The sequence below is a fragment of the Sphingobium chungbukense genome (assembly GCF_001005725.1).
GTDB lineage: Bacteria > Pseudomonadota > Alphaproteobacteria > Sphingomonadales > Sphingomonadaceae > Sphingobium > Sphingobium chungbukense.
The window spans coordinates 14,146-31,066 of record NZ_LBIC01000009.1; the positions used below are offsets into that span (position 1 = coordinate 14,146).

At 61.9% G+C, this 16,921-nt stretch carries 16 protein-coding genes; 10 read left to right on the forward strand and 6 right to left on the reverse strand.

Going from position 1 to position 16,921, the window contains the following annotated elements; all coding sequences use genetic code 11:
• The first annotated feature begins 45 nt into the window (after positions 1 to 45).
• A complete protein-coding gene (locus tag YP76_RS18050) occupies positions 46 to 375 on the forward strand; it encodes a single-stranded DNA-binding protein (RefSeq protein WP_021243545.1) in 330 nt (109 codons plus the stop codon).
• Between the two features lie 52 nt (positions 376 to 427).
• On the forward strand, positions 428 to 757 hold the full coding sequence (locus tag YP76_RS18055) for a hypothetical protein (RefSeq protein WP_046765021.1): 330 nt from the start codon (positions 428 to 430) through the stop codon (positions 755 to 757).
• Positions 758 to 873: 116 nt separating this feature from the next.
• Here the strand turns inward: YP76_RS18055 and YP76_RS18060 are convergent, their stop codons facing one another.
• The gene (locus YP76_RS18060; RefSeq protein ID WP_021243543.1) at positions 874 to 1,410 is read right to left on the reverse strand and encodes a hypothetical protein; all 537 of its coding nucleotides are present in this window, start codon (positions 1,408 to 1,410) and stop codon (positions 874 to 876) included.
• Positions 1,411 to 1,892: 482 nt separating this feature from the next.
• Here YP76_RS18060 and YP76_RS18065 point away from each other — a divergent pair, with 482 nt between their 5' ends.
• The 4 genes from YP76_RS18065 (at position 1,893) to YP76_RS18085 (ending at position 5,405) form a co-directional block, all read left to right on the forward strand.
• On the forward strand, positions 1,893 to 2,882 hold the full coding sequence (locus tag YP76_RS18065) for a DUF2493 domain-containing protein (RefSeq protein ID WP_021243664.1): 990 nt from the start codon (positions 1,893 to 1,895) through the stop codon (positions 2,880 to 2,882).
• Between the two features lie 236 nt (positions 2,883 to 3,118).
• A protein-coding gene (locus YP76_RS27110; RefSeq protein WP_157035820.1) for an IS5 family transposase occupies positions 3,119 to 3,876 on the forward strand; the annotation gives its coding sequence in 2 pieces (ribosomal slippage) (positions 3,119 to 3,452 and positions 3,452 to 3,876; 759 coding nt in all).
• A 25-nt stretch (positions 3,877 to 3,901) separates the two neighbouring features.
• A complete protein-coding gene (locus tag YP76_RS18080) occupies positions 3,902 to 4,282 on the forward strand; it encodes a hypothetical protein (RefSeq protein ID WP_021243665.1) in 381 nt (126 codons plus the stop codon).
• A gap of 901 nt (positions 4,283 to 5,183) precedes the next feature.
• Positions 5,184 to 5,405: a hypothetical protein gene (locus tag YP76_RS18085; RefSeq protein ID WP_021243666.1), complete on the forward strand. Its 222-nt coding sequence runs from the start codon at positions 5,184 to 5,186 to the stop codon at positions 5,403 to 5,405.
• Positions 5,406 to 5,525: 120 nt separating this feature from the next.
• On the opposite strand, the gene YP76_RS18090 is transcribed toward YP76_RS18085, so the two are convergent.
• Positions 5,526 to 5,744, reverse strand: coding sequence for a hypothetical protein (locus tag YP76_RS18090; RefSeq protein WP_021243667.1), 219 nt, complete (start codon positions 5,742 to 5,744; stop codon positions 5,526 to 5,528).
• Between the two features lie 678 nt (positions 5,745 to 6,422).
• Here YP76_RS18090 and YP76_RS18095 point away from each other — a divergent pair.
• From YP76_RS18095 to YP76_RS18110, 4 genes are all read left to right on the forward strand, one after another.
• Entirely contained in the window at positions 6,423 to 6,713 is a 291-nt protein-coding gene (locus tag YP76_RS18095) for a hypothetical protein (RefSeq protein ID WP_021243669.1), read from the forward strand.
• On the forward strand, positions 6,703 to 8,997 hold the full coding sequence (locus tag YP76_RS18100; protein WP_021243670.1) for a type IV secretion system DNA-binding domain-containing protein: 2,295 nt from the start codon (positions 6,703 to 6,705) through the stop codon (positions 8,995 to 8,997). Before YP76_RS18095 ends, YP76_RS18100 begins: the two co-directional genes overlap by 11 nt.
• A 4-nt stretch (positions 8,998 to 9,001) precedes the next feature.
• Positions 9,002 to 12,025, forward strand: a complete 3,024-nt coding sequence (gene mobF / locus YP76_RS18105; RefSeq protein ID WP_031290551.1) for a MobF family relaxase — start codon at positions 9,002 to 9,004, stop codon at positions 12,023 to 12,025.
• Positions 12,026 to 12,389: 364 nt separating this feature from the next.
• Positions 12,390 to 12,785, forward strand: a complete 396-nt coding sequence (locus YP76_RS18110; RefSeq protein ID WP_021243672.1) for a cupin domain-containing protein — start codon at positions 12,390 to 12,392, stop codon at positions 12,783 to 12,785.
• 200 nt (positions 12,786 to 12,985) lie between these two features.
• On the opposite strand, the gene YP76_RS18115 is transcribed toward YP76_RS18110, so the two are convergent.
• From YP76_RS18115 to YP76_RS18130, 4 genes are all read right to left on the reverse strand, one after another.
• Positions 12,986 to 13,987, reverse strand: coding sequence for a site-specific integrase (locus YP76_RS18115; protein WP_021243673.1), 1,002 nt, complete (start codon positions 13,985 to 13,987; stop codon positions 12,986 to 12,988).
• Complete coding sequence (locus YP76_RS18120) at positions 13,987 to 14,847, reverse strand: nucleotidyl transferase AbiEii/AbiGii toxin family protein (RefSeq protein WP_021243674.1); 861 nt, start codon at positions 14,845 to 14,847, stop codon at positions 13,987 to 13,989. Before YP76_RS18120 ends, YP76_RS18115 begins: the two co-directional genes overlap by 1 nt.
• Positions 14,840 to 15,526, reverse strand: coding sequence for a type IV toxin-antitoxin system AbiEi family antitoxin domain-containing protein (locus YP76_RS18125; RefSeq protein ID WP_021243675.1), 687 nt, complete (start codon positions 15,524 to 15,526; stop codon positions 14,840 to 14,842). Before YP76_RS18125 ends, YP76_RS18120 begins: the two co-directional genes overlap by 8 nt.
• A 324-nt stretch (positions 15,527 to 15,850) precedes the next feature.
• Positions 15,851 to 16,921, reverse strand: a complete 1,071-nt coding sequence (locus tag YP76_RS18130) for a DUF3800 domain-containing protein (protein WP_232307615.1) — start codon at positions 16,919 to 16,921, stop codon at positions 15,851 to 15,853.

Below are 16,921 nucleotides of genomic sequence, written 5' to 3' on the forward strand. Positions count from 1 at the left end.
TCCCAGCGGGATCGGCCCGCTGGCGCATCGCAAAGGCAAAGCATCATGAACAAGGTTTTTCTCTCGGGTCGGATCACCTCGGAGATCACCCGCTTCGGCACCGACAGCAAGGGCGGCGTCAGCTTCTCCCTCGTCACCTCCAAGCCCGTCATCAAGGACGGCCAGGTCCAGAAGGACGGCAATGGCTATACCGAGACCTACGACGAGTTCCACACGATCAAGGCGTTCAACGGGCTCGGCAAGTCGGTCGCCAACCACAAGAAGAAGGGCGACAAGCTCATGGTCATCGGCGAGATCCGCTACAGCCGTAACGAGCGGGACGGCCGCACCTTCTACAACACCGACATCGTCGCTGAGGAAATCGAATTCCTCTGAACCCCGGACCGGCGGCCTTCGGGCCGCCCCCTCATCTTCACGGAGACGATGTATGTTCCAGCTCACCAGCTTCGAAGAGATCGCCGGGGTCACCCATGGCATCGAAGTCCTCAACCCCAGCCTCGTCGCTCGGATCCGCCGGGCCGCCGACCAGCTCAACCGCCACGAAATCGCCGCGCATCTCGCTGACGCGATTCTCGAGGCTGCGGACGCCGCTCACATCCGGTCGTTCGAGGAAGCCCAGTTCGGCGAAGCCAGCGCCGATGCGGTCGTCGATTGCGAATATCATGACGAGCTCGCCGCCGCCTGGTCGCTGGTAGCCGCCGAGCATCAGCTCGTCAGCCCCGATCTCCTCTTCGGCCTCGACGGGTTGGTCCACTGACCCGTCACACATACCCGGCGAGTCCACCTCTGGACTCGCCGTCGCGCGATATACCGGGCGGTGCGATCGGCGACAGGGGCAGCGACATCATCGGTGGCGCAATGCGACCGACTGGATCAAGCCAATGCGGCGACAGCCGCCGCCGCGCGAGCCGGGGCCGTTGAGGGAGCCGGCCTTGCCGTTGCCGCTTTGCTTGCCGGTGTTGAATTTACCTTCTCGAGCGCACCGCAGACCTTGGTCGCGACCTCGTCGAGCGTCGCTATCAGGCGATTGAGCTGAGACAAATTGCCGCTCAGCTCAGGGCCATAACGGATCGAGAGATATTCCCGGCCTTCGCTGAGTTTACCGAGATGCTCGAGCGTGCGCTGCCGGAGGCGCAAGGCGGCGACAGCAGGATTCGCGGTGCGCTTGCGCAGGTCGTGTTGGTAACCTCGGATTTCAGCCGGCTTCACGCCGCGCGCGAGAAGCAGTGCGTTCAGGTAAAGTTCGATGGCCTGGATCGCTGTCATCCGCGCGGGCGCCCAGCTGGAGGGTTTGCCCCGCTTGCCGCGGCCCATCAGATCATGGGCCGCGCCGCGATATTCCTCGGCGAGCTGTCTTATGTCGTCCGATGTCGCGACCTCGCCTGGATAGGCTTTTGGTTCCCCCTGCATCACCCCACTTTATGGTTGATGATGCAAAGTTCCAACAATGTTCCAATGCGAAAAATAGAAAGCCGCAGCGATCGGCGCATCCGCCCCGTGCTGCGCGCCCGACGGGACCGGGGCTCTATTCGCTAAGCGGCCGCCGGCCTGCGGCCGACCCCGGCTAACCCCACGGAGCCGCGCACGCGTCTCCGCCCGTCCGGGTCACGATCCCTTGCGTGACGGTGACCTCCGGTGAGGTTTTACACCCCTATTCCTCTCTTGTGTCTGCCTAGTGTGGCATGCGGGGTTGGCGGTCCGTCAAGCATGAGCGGTCCCCCCAATTTTCAGCCCGCGACCGCTGCGCGGACCCGCTCAGAAAATCGGCTCCCCCGCTCCCCGCGTGGCGGCGGCGACGGCAAGCCGGTCGCCGTGCCTGACCTCCCTGACCACCGCATGCCCTGAGGCAAGCCTCATCGTGACGATGAGACATCCAAACCTTGGAGGCTCAAATGACCAACACTTTCCCGAACTTCGCCGATCTCGCCAGCTTCATCGCGACCGAGACCCGAGCCGATGAGCGCAGTTCCCTCTATTCGGGCGCATTTCTCGAACATGACGAACGCGCCAAACTCTCGCCGGTCGACCAGGCCGAGCAGCTCGACATGCCTGATCCCGACCAGGCTCGCGCCGCGGTCGAGATGGTGATGGCGACCTTGTTCGACGTGTTCCGAGACACCCGCCTGGAGCCCTTTGCGGGCGACCTCGCCTGGGGCTTCGTCAACAGCTTCCACGTCGTGGCGAAGCGTATCAGCGACCGCGAGGACGATGCCGCCAAGGAACTCGGCGATCTCGCACGCAGCTTCGATCCAAGTGAAATCTACGCCACGCAGATCGAGGAAGCCCAGCTCCTCTGCCAGACGCTGCAAGGATGCCGCGACGCCATGGAATGCATGCGCGACCATGCCGCCGAAGTCTACCGGATCGAGGCCGGACGTCCCTATGCGCCGACCCGCGGCAGCCGCGTTTCGCACGGTGTCACCGCCTCGATGATCGACGCCCGCGATTTCCTTGCCGCCCGGGGCCGGGAACGTCGTGAGCAGTTCAATCCCGAAGGCCCCGTCGTCGCCTTTTCGGGCGGCCAGCAGTGGGAAGATCATGACATGCTCTGGAAGGGTCTGGACTCGATCAAAGCTCGCGTTCCGGAGATGGTCCTCGCGACCACGGCGCAGACCAAAGGCTGCGACGCCATCGCCCAGGCCTGGGCAGCAGCGCGCGGCGTAAAGGTCATCCTGTTCCGCCTGGATCGCCGTCTCGGCGCGAAGGCAGCCTTCGTGCGCAACGATCGTCTGCTCGCCCTGAAGCCGGTCGAAGCCGTGGTTTGCGAAGGTTCCGGCATCCAGATGAACCTCGCTCAGAAACTCCGCCAGGCCGGCGTCCCCCTCCACATCGTCAAGCTCACCCAGCAGCGTCCCGCCGAACGGTCCGTGCGCCGGGCCTAACCGCCCGCGCACCGAGAGGCTCCGGCATCCGTCGGGGCCTCTCTTTCGCACTTTTCCGCTTGGCTCGCGCCGCGCCGGGCATCGAACCCGGCGCGGCGCGTCCGGGACAGCCCGAAGCTACCAGCGCGGGGCGGAGCACGGAGGAAAGGAGGGCAGGGGCAAGCCCAACAGCCTAGGGTCAGGACCCATTGATCTGAGAGGCATGATCTGATTCAGGCTCCGTAAGGAGACTGATTATGAGCGACCTGTATTGGCTGACGGATGAGCAGATGGCTCGGCTTGAGCCCTTTTTCCCCAAGAGTCATGGTCGGCCTAGGGTTGATGATCGTCGCGTGCTCAGCGGCATCATCTTCGTCAATCGCAATGGGTTGAGGTGGCGGGATGCGCCCAGGGAGTATGGCCCGGCCAAGACGCTTTACAACCGCTGGAAACGCTGGGGTGAAAAGGGTGTCTTCATCGCGATGATGGATGGTCTGTCTGCCAGAGGTGCCGAGCGCAAGACAATCATGATCGATGCGACCTATCTCAAAGCGCACCGCACGGCATCGAGCCTGCGGTTAAAAAAGGGGATCCTGGACGACTGATCGGTCGCACGAAAGGCGGCATGAATACCAAGTTACACGCTGTGACGGATGCCAGGGGCCGTCCGATCAGCTTCTTCATGACGGCGGGGCAAGTCAGCGATTACACAGGAGCGGCGGCTTTGCTGGACGCTCTGCCCAAAGCACAGTGGCTGCTGGGCGATCGGGGCTATGACGCCGACTGGTTCCGCCATGCGTTGCAGGAAAAAGGTATTACCCCCTGCATCCCGGGCAGAAAATCCCGCAACAAGACCGTCAAATACGACAAGCGCCGCTATAAAAGCCGCAACCGGATCGAGATCATGTTCGGCCGCCTCAAAGACTGGAGGCGTGTTGCAACCCGCTACGACAGGTGCCCCAATGTCTTCCTCTCCACCGTCGCTCTCGCTGCCACGGTCCTGTTCTGGCTATGAGTCCTGACCCTAGGAGGCAAAGATCATGTCCACCCAGTTTCGCATCGCCGTTCCCGCCGACGAACTTACCGACCCGGTGGCCGTCGTCACCGCTCGTCAGCTTGCAGCCTTCCGGGGCCTCCTGCGCGCGGAAGGCGATCGGCTAGGATTGCAGCTCCTCGAGCCCGACGAATATCCCGGCGAAAGCTTCGAGGCGCGCGTCTGCCCAATTGCGCTTGCATCGATCACTGCCCGTTTCGACCATGACCCTGCCGTCATCGCTGTCGTGGAGGAGGCCCAGTTCCGAGCGCGGCGGGTGTCGATCCATCGTGACCGAGCGGCCGCCGAAATCCGCATACGGGTGGCACTGACGTCAGACCGCAGCCTCGACTCCATCTCGCCTGTGGGAACGCCTAAGCGCTTCTAGGAAGCCCTGGATATCGAAGCAGACAGCACCGGCGACATTGCCATGGGAGCCGCCCGCATCGATCATTATTTCCCGCGTCTGGAAACTCTGTTGTCGATGGCCAGAGACCTTGCCGTCGCGTGCTTCAGCTGTGCGTAGCGACGGACTTGGCGCCTCTCAGCATGGCGTGGGCCGCGGCCTCTAAAAGAGCGGTGACGACAGCTCCGGCAGAACCTCCCACAGCAAGGCGAGTGCCAAGACCGGTAGGACAAAACGCCCCGGAACAACTCCCGCGCAACAAGGCGCGGGAGCCGGGGCTGGTAACACGTCGAGACATGCGCCTACGCTTTTAGTGCCGAGGCACCTGGACATATGCGCAGGCACCCCGGCGTGAAGTCACACCGAGTTGCCATTCTCGACGGGATTACCAGTCCCGGCGCCGCAGCTTCGCAGCGCGCCCTGCCCCTAACACAGACTGAAAACGGCACCAAGCGGCGGTCGCGGCCCTTCGTTTGATGCGCAAGCGATCAACCCGGCGTCCCGGTGCGCGACACAGGCGATCTCCACCTGTCCGAAGGAGGAAGAGGGCGTACATGGAACGCGCTGTTCTGTCCCGGCTCGCTCGCGTGCCGCGCGGCCCTGAGCAGGCCGCTCGCCGCTACGCCTTGCCGGACTCCACGAGAGGGAAAATCTCTCACAGTCTTCCCATGATGTCGGGCGATCGAAGCCGCCTCAAGGACGGCGGGGCCCCACCATTTTCTTCGGCGGGTCAGGCGTGGCATCTCTCCTCAAGCGGCGGTGGCCGCCGAAGAAAATCGTGACCCCCACCGCCGCTTCGCGGCCCGCTCTGCGGGTCCCTGACCCGGCTCCGCCCACCCGACGCGACTGCCCCTGTCATTCAAGACAGATGAGGAGCTTCACGATGCAGATGATCACAGCCGCCGCCGCGCACAACGCCGCCTACTTCGCCGCCGTCGCCAACGCCACAAGCCGGGCGCACCGCAGCTACTTCGACCAGCATGTCATCGAGGACGCAGACCTTGGCTACCTCGCCGTCGATGAGGGCGACTATGGGGTGCTGAGCCAGGCGATGATTGACCGTATCGTCTACACCGCACCGGGCGGGCTGCTCGATGAATATTGAGACCGGAACCGGGAGGGGCGCGCGTCGCCTCTCTCCCCCTTTTTTGTGTGAGGATGGGTCGGACATGGGGGGCATCGAACCCCCCATGTCCGAGCCGCGACTTGTGTCGCGGCGGGACGCTTACGCGGTAAGCCGCTTCTCGACCTCGTCGATTCCGAGGGACCGGATGCAGGTCATCAGACCTGCCAGGCGTTTGCCTTCAAGTTTCAGGAGACCGGCCCTGTCGACGGCCTGGATTGCCGCCTCCCGCTCTTTCTCAACAAGCCGTTGCCGGCGCTCTTCCAGCTTGCGTTCGTCCTCTGCGAGCGCAGCGCGCTCCTGTTCCAATGTGCGTGCCATAAGGGCCTCTTGGTTCACGCTGATCGGGCTATGAACGACGGGCATTCTACCGAGGGCGATGGGTTGCTGGAAGGGAAAGTTGCGGTGGCGGCGCGGCGGGACAAAAAGGATCCCCCGTCCGGGCTCTATTCGCCAGGCCGCCGCCCGCCGGAAGAAGCGGTTCCCGGCCAGGCTCACGGAGCGAGGGCGATGCCTTGTCTCCCCCCATTCGGGTCACGAACCCTGCCGCTCCCTGGACCTGATAGTCATCGCCAACGATCGGCCCCGATGGCCGCCGGGAAAGTCTGGATGCACGGTTCCCGGCCCGAAACAGCGCATGTCTTTCCGTCCGCCGGACGGCCCGACGCCCCGCCGGAGGCAATAACTCACCCATGAAACCTGCGAACCCGCGACAGCCCTGGGATACGGATCAATCCTGGCGCAGAGATGCACACCGAACGCACCAAGGTGCATGGCTTTTCCAAGGAAATTCCAAGGCTTGCACAGTTTTGCTACCGTGGGCCGCTGTGGGGCATCCTGCCCGAGGGTCGAAATCTCCCTTAAATCCTTGATATCAGCGTGTTACACGAGACCACGCCCGCGCCGCCTGACGGGATATTCTTGCCTCCCCAATCTCGGTGAGATATAGAAGGAAGCGCTTTCCCAGACCCTGCCGGCCTCCCTGCTAGGAGGCTTGGTGTGACAACTCCCAACAAACATTGCACGGTCCGGATCGATCGGACCAAATACGACCGACTTGTTGCGCTCGCCCAAGAGCGTGGCTGCTCGGCGTCAGATCTCCTGCGCGCAGCTGTCGATAATTTCCTCGCATCAGGTCAATTGCTGACCGCGAGCCAACGGCGGATCGCCAGGATCAGCGAGTTCCAGCAACTTGCGATCGACATCATCATTCGCGAGCGATTTCCTGAATATCGCGACCGCATCATCGCGGAAACCGACAAGCGACTGGAGCTATATCATGGCGCCTAAGGATGACATCCGCTCCAATGGTCGGTCGATCCCTCTCGTCCATCATAGCGCCCGGGGTGAAGTCCAGCGCAACGCTGGTAATTTCACGCGTGGTAGTCAGCTCATCACCCACGAGATGATGATGTGGTTTTCGGGCGCCAAGCTACCGTTTATCCTGTGGTTATTCGCTTTCGCCACCGCTTGGTCTATCATTGTGTCAATCAAGCTCGATGAGCATGGCTTCCAGCTCATCTGCATGAAAACCTACTCAGGACTGTGGAACTGGATCGGCCTGGATCCGAACAAGCGGGTGAACGTCACGCTTCCAGATGGCGAGATCGTGCGAACGGTCATGCAGTCCGTCCCCTGTATCCCCGACGTCATCAAGGCTTGGGCTATTGCGGTTCGCGGGCTGCTCGGCGCCTTCCTGGTCTCGGTGTTCGTCACCATTCCGCTGGCGATCTGGTTCGTCGATCTCTCCCGCCGTCGGGGGCGGTCGATCCTTCAGGAACGGCATGAGCGAGGCGCCATGCTTGTGGAGCGTTCTATCCTCCAGTCGGAGATCGGTGAACATAATCGCATAAAGTTCGAGGAGGAGGCACGCAGCCTGCTGCCTGGGGTGCCGGCACGACAGATATTGGCGCTTCCGTTCAGGGTCCGCAAGGACAGCGGTATCCATCACCCCTACATGCTGGCCGGTATCCCCTATCCGCATCGGACCGAGCAATCCCACACGATGGTGATTGGTACGACCGGATCGGGCAAGACCACCGAAATCAGGAGCCTGGTGGCACAGATGCGCGAGCGCCAGGATACAGCAGTCATTTTCGATTTGACCGGCGCCTATGTGGAGGCATTCTACGATCCCGAGCGCGATACGATCCTCAATCCGATGGATGCGCGTTGTCCGGCCTGGTCGATCTTCAATGACTGCCGCAGCCATAGCGAATTCACCGCGGCGGCGGCCGCGCTTATTCCCTCGGACGGGGGGGCGTCGGAACCCTTCTGGGCGCTCGCTGCGCGCACTTTGTTCATCGAGATGTGCGTGCGCCTCCAGGAACGCGGCCTGACCAGTAATCTTGCGCTCTCCGAGAATCTAATGACCGCGGACCTCAAACGTGTTCACCATGTTCTTGCGAACACCATTGCCGATCCGCTGACTGCTCCGGAAGCGGCCCGCATGGCGGAATCAATCCGCGCCGTATTCAACACCAATGCACAGGTCCTGCGTTTCCTGCCGGACGAGGGTGAGGCCTTCTCGATCCGTGACTGGATCACGCGCGACAAGAAGCCAGGTTCGATTCTGTTCGTGACGTCAAATTATATCGACCTGCCGATGAACCGGCCGCTGCTGACGCTCTGGATGGACCTTGCCATCAATCGTCTCATGACCCTTCCTCGAACATGGTCATTGCGGACTTGGTTCCTGTTTGACGAACTCGGAGCACTGCACAGATTGCCCGCGATCGAGAATGGTCTGCAGACCGCGCGCGCTTTTGGCGGCGCCATGGTCCTGGGGCTGCACAGCTTCGAGAAACTGGTTGAGGTCTATGGTGAGCAGGGTGCCCGCAATCTTGCATCGCTGGCGCGCTCCAAACTCATCCTCGCGACCGCGGATCTCGATACTGCGGAGCAGTGCGCGCGCTATATCGGCAACCGCGAGGTACGCCAGATGGATGAAGCCTATAGCTATGGCTATAACAATACGCGCGATGCCTCGACCTTGACTCCGCGAAAGCAGGTGGAACCTCTTGTCATAGCCGACGACATCACGAACCTGCCATCGATGCACGGTTTTGTGAAATTTCCCGACGGTTTTCCTGCCGCGAGAATTCGCCTTGCATGGAAGGACTATCCGAGCGTCGCGCAGGGCTTCATCCCTCGGCCGGATATCCAGCCTGTAAGGTCAAGACGCGGCGAAAAAGTCTTCGAGGAAGAGGGAGGGGAGGGTGGTGGCCGCGATGGTGCAGGCCAGGTCGTGCAACAGGTCGTGGAACCCGGCTGCCTCTCCGGGCACGCGGCCGCCGATGTCCGCTCCGCTGAGGCCTGGGAGGAGCATCGTGGAGCAGGACGCGCGGGTGCCCTCAGCGCTGATCCCCGCCAGCCGGCTTCCTCGCGCCATTCGGTGGAGAAGGACCGTACCTCGCGTCCGGCTTCGGAGGCCCAGGCTGAGCGACAAACCCTGTCCCGAGCGCGGGAGGGTGAGAGCGCCCATCCTCCCCGCGCAGAAGACCTGACGCTGGTAGAATTGCGGCAGGCGTTCCATTCCGGCCGCGATCAGGATGGCGCGGACATGGGGATCTGAAAAGATGCTCTCGGTCGCCCCTGTCCGCTCTGCTTCGGGTGCCGCGAATTATTTCGCGAAGGATGACTACTATACCGTCGAGGGGTCCTCCGAGATGACGAGCTGGGCCGGAGAGGGGGCGAAGACGCTCGGCCTTTCGGGGGAGGTCACCAAGGATGCCTTTGAAGCAGCGCTTAACGGTATCCTGCCCGGCGGCGAAGCCATTGCTCAGGTGGAAAATCGACGGGCCGGTGTTGACCTGACCTTCTCCATGCCCAAATCGGCTTCGATCCAGGCCTATGTGGCTGGCGACAAGCGGATTCTCGAAGCCAACATGACTGCGGTCCGAAAGACCATGGCCTGGGTCGAGCAGAACCTCGCGCAAGGGCGTCGCGATGTGGAGGGACGAAAGGTTCCGGTCCAGTCAGGTAACCTTGTCTATGCCCTCTTCCAGCACGATACGAGCCGCGCTCTCGATCCGCAGGGGCACATCCACGCCGTCATCGCCAATCTCACGCAAATGCCAGATGGCAGATGGCAGGCGCTCCACGCTGACAAAATCTGGGCCCACAACAGCGTCATCGGCTCAATCTACCATGCCCATCTGCGTAGCGAGCTAGAAAGACGAGGATATCAGATTGAGCTCAAGGGCAGGCATGGGACCTTCGAGATCGCAGGCGTGTCCAAGGCGGCCGTGGCAGAATTCAGCCAGCGCCGTGTGGAGATACTTGAGCGCGCCACCAAGCTCGGGATCAGCTCGCCAGAAGGGTTGCGCGAGATTACGATGCGCTCACGCGATCCCAAGCTTGGCATCGAGGATCGGGCGGCCTTGCAGCAGGATTGGATCGATCGCGCGGCGGCGCTTGGGTTCGACGGGAAGGGACTTGCCCTCGCCGCACAAGGTCGTGCTGGCCTTTCATCTCCCGACAGCAGTCTGGAACGCGGCTATCGGTCCATAGTCGATGCGATTGACGCCGCGCGCACACTGGTGGGCGGGCTGCTTGGTCCCCATGACCCGCTCGTCGACAATGCTCTGGCCCGGGCCGTCAAATCCCCCGCGCAAGCCCGCGCCCAATTTGCTGTCGCCTCGGCGGTTCGCATCCTGTCGGAACGAGAGGCAGCCTGGCCGCTTCACAAGCTTGCCAAGACCGCGCTCGACCTTGGCATGAAGGACGTAACCATAGAGGGGGTTGAAGGACGCATTGGGCAGCTCGTGCAGAACCGCCAGCTCATTCCGGGCGTCGCGCGAGCGGCCGACAAGAACGGACCAATGGTGACGACCCCGGAGGCCCTTCGCACGGAAGAGGCGATCCTTCGCCTCGTGGACGAGGGGAAGGACATGGCGCAGCCGATACTTGGTGCCCCAGATGCGCCGTCCAGGCTGCAGAACGTCGCGCATCGCCCGCTCAATTCAGGGCAACTCGGCGCTGCGACGATGATCCTCTCATCAGCGGATCGTACCGTTTCCGTTCAAGGGGTAGCGGGCGCCGGAAAGTCGACGATGCTCCAGGCAGTGGCGCAGGTTGCCAAGGCTGAGGGGCGTTCGATCACCGGCCTGGCGTTCCAGAACAAGATGGTGGCGGATCTTGCCGAAGGTGCGGGCATCGCGGCGCGAACGATCGCCTCGTTTGTCTGGGCGAACGAGCGATATATAACGGAGCGCGATACAGTCGGTTACGAGGCTGCGCGCGCAGCCTTGAGCGGCGTCATGCTGGTCGTGGACGAAAGCTCGATGGTTTCGAGCAGGGATATGCTCAAGCTGCATCAAATCAGCGATGCGTTGGGAGTGAACAAGCTCGTCCTGGTGGGCGACCGGCAGCAGCTCTCATCGATCGATGCGGGCAAGTCCTTCGCGATGGTCCAGGCAGGTGGCAGCACAGTGGCGCGTATGGACGAGAACATTCGCCAGCGCACCGATCAGCTCCGCACTGTTGCCGCGCTCGCAAATGACGGTCATGCGCGCACGGCCATGAAAGTGCTGGGTGAACGCGTCATCGAGCATGCGCAACCAGCCGCTGCCGCAGCCGATCTGTGGATGGCTTTGCCAGCCTCCGATCGAGATGTCACGGCGGTGTTCGCGTCTGGACGCGAAGCGCGCGCGATCATCAACGCCGCGATCCAGGACGGCCTTGTTGCGGAGGGTTCGGTCAAAGGTGCCGCTATTCAACTTACCGTCACCGAACGGGTCAATATGACGCGCGAGGAATTGCGCTTCGCCTCGACCTACCGACCCGGACAGACGCTTGAGGTGGCGCGGGGCGGAGCGCGGGACATCGGGATCGGCGAAGGCCGCTACAATGTGTTGAAGGTTCATCGTAACGGCAAGGTCGATCTTTCTGATGGTAAAAGGAAAATTCGGATCGATCCTCAGCGGTTATCACCGACCGAAAAGCGCGACCGGCTTCAGCTGCACGAGAAAAAGACCCTCCAGCTTCGTGAGGGAGACCGCATCCGCTGGACTGCCAATGACAAGGATCGCGGTCTTCACAATGCGGCGATCGCACGAGTGGTTGGCGTGGAGGCGGGCGGGATAACGGTTGAAACCGCAGATCGTGGCTGCCTGACTTTGGGGGCTGACGATCCGATGCTCTCACGGCTGGACCTCGCCTATGCGCTGAACATGCATATGGCACAGGGAGTGACCACCGATAAGGCGATCATCGTCATGTCGGCACAGGAGCGCAATCTCTCGAACCAGCGGCTGTTCAACGTCGGTGTCACCCGTGTGCGCGACGTTATCACCATGGTTGTAGACGACAGAGAGAAGCTCGCTCGGCAGCTCGACATGAACGCTGGGAACAAGACCTCGGCCCTCGAAACGCTCGGGAGATTGAGTATCGACGGGACAAGCCGGCAAGATCCCCGCGGGAAGTTCGATCCCGGTTCCCGCGGACAGTTGCCTGATCTCCCTCCCTTGCCCGGCAACCTGCCCCCGCTTCCCGGAAGCGCCACAGTGCCGACGAGCGGCCGGGATGAAGCAGGCCTCAAGGCAGAGGAGGTCGCTCGCCCGCTGTCCCTCCCCGAACGCAGCCTTGGTCTCGATCTGTGATGGTGGCCTTGGGTCTTCATCGAACGCGATCGCTCTGTCTTGCCTCGAGCAAGGAGAAGCTTGGATGAAAGTGCTTCGCACGCCCCGCTGCAGGGAGCGTTCAGTTGCGTCCGAGGACGCAATTCAGGCCTGGCCTGGTTCTTGCTGAGCGCTCATAAAAATTGGCGCCTGGAGGGGCTCTTATCGCGGATGGTCGCCGAGCAAGCCAGTCTGGCATCGGTCTTGCGCTCTTGAATGCTAAGTATCATACCGGATGGCGGGCATGTTCGTGATCGCGGTATCTCAAGCTGCCATTGATCAAGTCTGGCGTCGTCCGCTCTAGCATGTGCGGCCAGCGCGGCATTCTAAGGATAACCGGATCGGCATGAAAGGATTTGTCAAAAACATCGAGAAGCTCACCGAGGAAAACGAAGATTTCCGTCGTGTGCTTTACACAGGCCAGAATCTGCAGCTTGTGTTGATGGCGTTGCGACCCGGGGAAGAGATCGGCCTCGAGGTCCACGAAGACCGTGATCAATTCTTCCGCGTCGAACAGGGCAAGGGAGAAGTCTTCATCGATGGCGTCACAACGCCGATCAGTGGCGACGACGGTATCATCGTGCCTGCTGGGGCCCGTCATAACATCATCAACACAGGCGAAAGTCTGCTCCAGCTCTACACTATCTATGCGCCGCCTGAGCACAGGGACGGCGTCGTTCATGGCACCAAGGGCGATGCCGAAGCTGACCACGAGCATTTTGACGGCAGAACGACCGAATAGCAGCATTTCGCCGCGCCCAGCACAGCTTTGCTACTGTTCTGCGTTTTCGGATCGGGGCGCTTCCGCCGTCGCGCACTGCCGGACCACATTGGCGGTCTACGCACGGCAACGGCTGAGGCCCGCTCCCGCCAAGGATTGATCGTCAGGGTAAACAGGCGCACCCACCCTATTGCTTGATCATCTAGTGCGAGCCGGGGCGCCTACAAGAAATCTTGTCCAGCGTGGTCATCGAACATCGCTGCGTCGCGGACATATTCCGCCACCGTTTCGAGTGACTTGTGTCTTGAGTGATCCTTCATCTTGAACAAATTTGCGCGATCCGCTGCGGCTTGGGTGAGGAAGCCTGCGCGCAGGGAGTGCGCCGAATAGATAGCCTCGTCCAAGCCCGCGGCAGCGGCGGTCGCCTTGACCAGGCGGGCCACCGTTTTGTCGGTGATCGCACTGATGGTCAAAGCGTCGGACCGCGTCAGCCTTCGGAACACCGGACCGATCGGGGGCTTCCCGCTGATGGGATCAGCCCGATCGAGTTCCGCTGCCGTGAGCCAGTCTCTGAGCAGCGCAACGGGGCGAATGAACCGACCATCCGGAATGGCAATGACTTGGCCATGGCCCTCCTGATCGCGCTTGGACTTGGGAATTGTAATGCGCAGCCCCGCTTCGACGAACTGGAGATCGGAGAGCTGCATGGCAGCGAGCTCGGAGCGTCGCAGGGCACCCGCCATCCCCACAGCCAGGATCGCCCGATCCCTTAAAGCTCGCAGGCCCTCGCCCTCAATAGTCGCGAGCATGGCCTTCAAGACATCAGCCTCCGCAGGCGCCTTCTGCTTCTTCTTTCGCGCATATTTCCGGCGGACGCCGGCCATCATTTGCGCGATGACGCCGGCACCGTCGCGCGCGATGGGCGAGGCAAAGCCGGACTCCTTGTGGTGATGGTTGATTGCCGCGATCCTGCGGCCGATTGTGACCGGCGCTATGCCTGCTTCGGCTTCGACATGCGCGAACAGCGCGACGACATCGGGATGAGCCGGCAATGCCTCGACATTGCGCGCTTCGCAAAAAGTGCAGAAGCGATCCCAGTCCGACGCATAGGCCTTTTGGGTGGAACTTGCCTTGGCAGCTGCAAGCGTCTCCTGCGCGCCCTCGATTTCAGCAAGGAGGTCGGCCGGCAAATTGGGGGAGAGGGGGAGCAGCGCGCGCGACATCACGCTGGCGCTCCCTTCGCAAGCTGATCGAGCTTTGCATGGAAGAATCGTTCGCTCCACAGGCCAAGCGACTTCGCCTCCGCCGGGCGCAGGAACCGCTCGACATCGGCCGCCGCCTCGGCCCAGTCGATCGCCGTGACCTTTGATTTCAACGTGTCGATGAGCCACGCACCGTCGATTTCCAGCGCATCCTTGCCCAGCCATGGGCCGGCTTGCAGCAGCGCTGATCTGAGCAATGGCAGATTTGGATAGACGCGGTTTGCGACATACCAGGAGAAGTCGAACCAGTCGCTCCCCTTCAGATAGGGCTGGCAGAGCAAGGTGTGGATCTTGAGCGCGAAGTTGGAGCCGAGATCCTGGTGGCGAACCTCATAATCGGCCGGATAATCGAGAAATGTCGATGCCTCGGCGGAACCTGCGGGGGGATTGGTATCGATCTCGAGCTTGATCCTGAGCGTCCGGGAGGGGCCAGAGCCGGCGAAGCTGAGGTTGAGCTGGCTCGCGATCGAGCTGTTCTTGAGGACCGCTTCACGGATGACCCTGTCCATTTTGTCTTTCGGCTGCGCTTCGAGAATCAAACCGAACTGGCCGAAGACCTCAACGAGCGTGGCGAGATAGGGCGCCCATTGAAAATCGGGATCGGGCGCGCGCAGCAGGAAATCAAGATCCTCGGAGAAGCGGGGAAGGGCGTGGAGGATGCGCAGGCTGGTCCCGCCGTGGAACAAGGCGACATCGAAGAAGTCCGCGCGCCACAAGGCGTAAAGCGCGATCTCCTGGATGATCTCCTTGGTCGCGTTCTCTTCCTCGACGGCGTTGGTCGCCCCGTAGTCGCGGAACTTTTTCTGGAGCATCTCAATCATCAATCGAGCCTCCCGACGCAGTGAGGCGACGGGGGCGGACCTCATTTTCCAGCGATCGCAGAAATGCGTTCACACCCTTGTGCTTGTAGACGCCCTTGAGCACCGCGAACTCCTTGCGCTTAAGGACGCGAAGATGGTCCTCATCGATACGCAGGCCGCCCGTCAGCCAGTCGAGATCGGTCCACTGCTGTTTGCGCAAGGCGACCAGGTCGAGAAGAGCGCGAAGGGGGCTTGCGACGAAAGCGGTGAGGGCGCCCAGCTTGTGCCGCTCGACACCCACCAGGAACTGATACTCATGGAGGGCAAGCGGATGGAAGGTGAACCGTCCCATGGTCGGGGTATCATAGGCCAGTGACTTGCGGGCAGGGGTGACACTGGCGGTTGCATGAACCGCCTCGGGAATCCAGCCATGGTGGGCGAGGGCGGTCTCGAATGAGACATAGCTTCCGGGCAGGAGCGCCTGCGCGATGGCAAAAGGATGGATCGGGTCCGGGCGATAGGACTGGCCGAGCAGATAGCTCCCGCGCTTCAGGCGAATGAGCGAGCCGTCCTTGATCGCCCGGTTGACCAGCGCGTAGCGGCGTCCTTCGCTACCGCCAAGCGCCTCGCCGAGCTGCTGCTCGTCGAAGACGCGGCCGACAAGCTTGCCGGCAGAAAGGGCTGAGGCGAGGGCACTCATAAAATTCTAGATACTTCCAAAAAATGAAAGTTTCAAGAATTTTATGCGGGGAGGGGAGGGCACCGCTATTCCCCATTTGGCGGATGATTTATCGTGCGCGTGCCTATCATGGCCGACCCCGGAGGAAGGCAGATTGATCAAATTTCCGACAAGAATGTCTTCGAGAGGTATGTTGCCAACAGGAAAGCAGCCTGGCTTCTGGCATCTGGCTGCAGAGCACGAGCCGGGAGAATATGTGCCCAAGTGTCATCTTGGTCAGCGAGCTGAGCGAACGCTCAGGACCTCAAGCGCGTGCACGACGCTGATGCGCACGAAGTTGACCTCTCACTCCGACGCGAAGTTGGCCGAATAATAGTTGATCAGGCCTGCGGCTTGCGTGCCCGCACGAAACTCCCGCTGCTCGGCGAAGTCGATGGAGGGCAGCAGATGAATGAGCTGGTCTTCGGCGTAGAGGGACAATATGGCACGCGGGTCGAGGCCCGCGGAGCGAACTCCCGCCAGGGTATTTCCTGCCTCGATGACCGCCCCGATCAAGATGTCGGCGATCTGCACCGCCGGGCTCGTCCTGGAATCGACCTGGATGAGTTGCGTGAGCTGCAAGGGAAACCGAACCCGCGCGGCCGCCGACATTCGGAACTCTGCCGCCTCCTTATGATCAGCCAGGCGCCGGATGAGGTCATGATAGGTCGCCAGGTTCTTCGATTGGTCGTGTTCGACCCGGTAGGGCCCGGCAGCCATCTCCTCCATGCGGCTGATCAGCGATTGCAGGACTATCATGGCGATATCGGTGCTGACGCCGCGCGTCAGGATCGCCTGCAGACATTCCGGCGCCCCGACCGCAAGCGGTCCTAGCGCCTCGTCGAACTGCTCCCAATCGCAGGCGTGCACCGCTCTGATGAGCGCGTCCAGTCTCTCAGGCGTCTTGTCCTTCATGGCTTGCTGGAAAGCGGCGAGAATGCGCCGGTAGGCGCCTTTGCCGAGCAGCGTCGGCGCCGTACTATGGAGCAGCGAGGCGAGCGCGTAATTGCGGCCATCGGCGTAAAAGTCGATGCCTTGGGCGTGGTAGAAGGGCTCCACCGCATAATCGACGAACATCAGCGCGAGTAGGAAGCGCTTGTCGCAAACGAAGGTCGCGCATTTGTATGACGCGAGGACATCGCGCATGAGACCGATCAGGCGCGAATGATTGGCGGGGCGGCGGGAGAGGGCGCGAAATTTGAGCTCGGGCGCCTGGAGCTTGGGGAAATGCGCGGCGATGAGCCGCGCAGCATCGTTGTCATCAATCGCGACCGCCGTCGCGCCCTGGAAGCGCTGTTCCGCGTTCAGAAGGTCAAAGCCGGTATAGCCACTCTCGTCGATCCGGAAGCATTCCATGGCGGCTAGCTCAACGCGCAA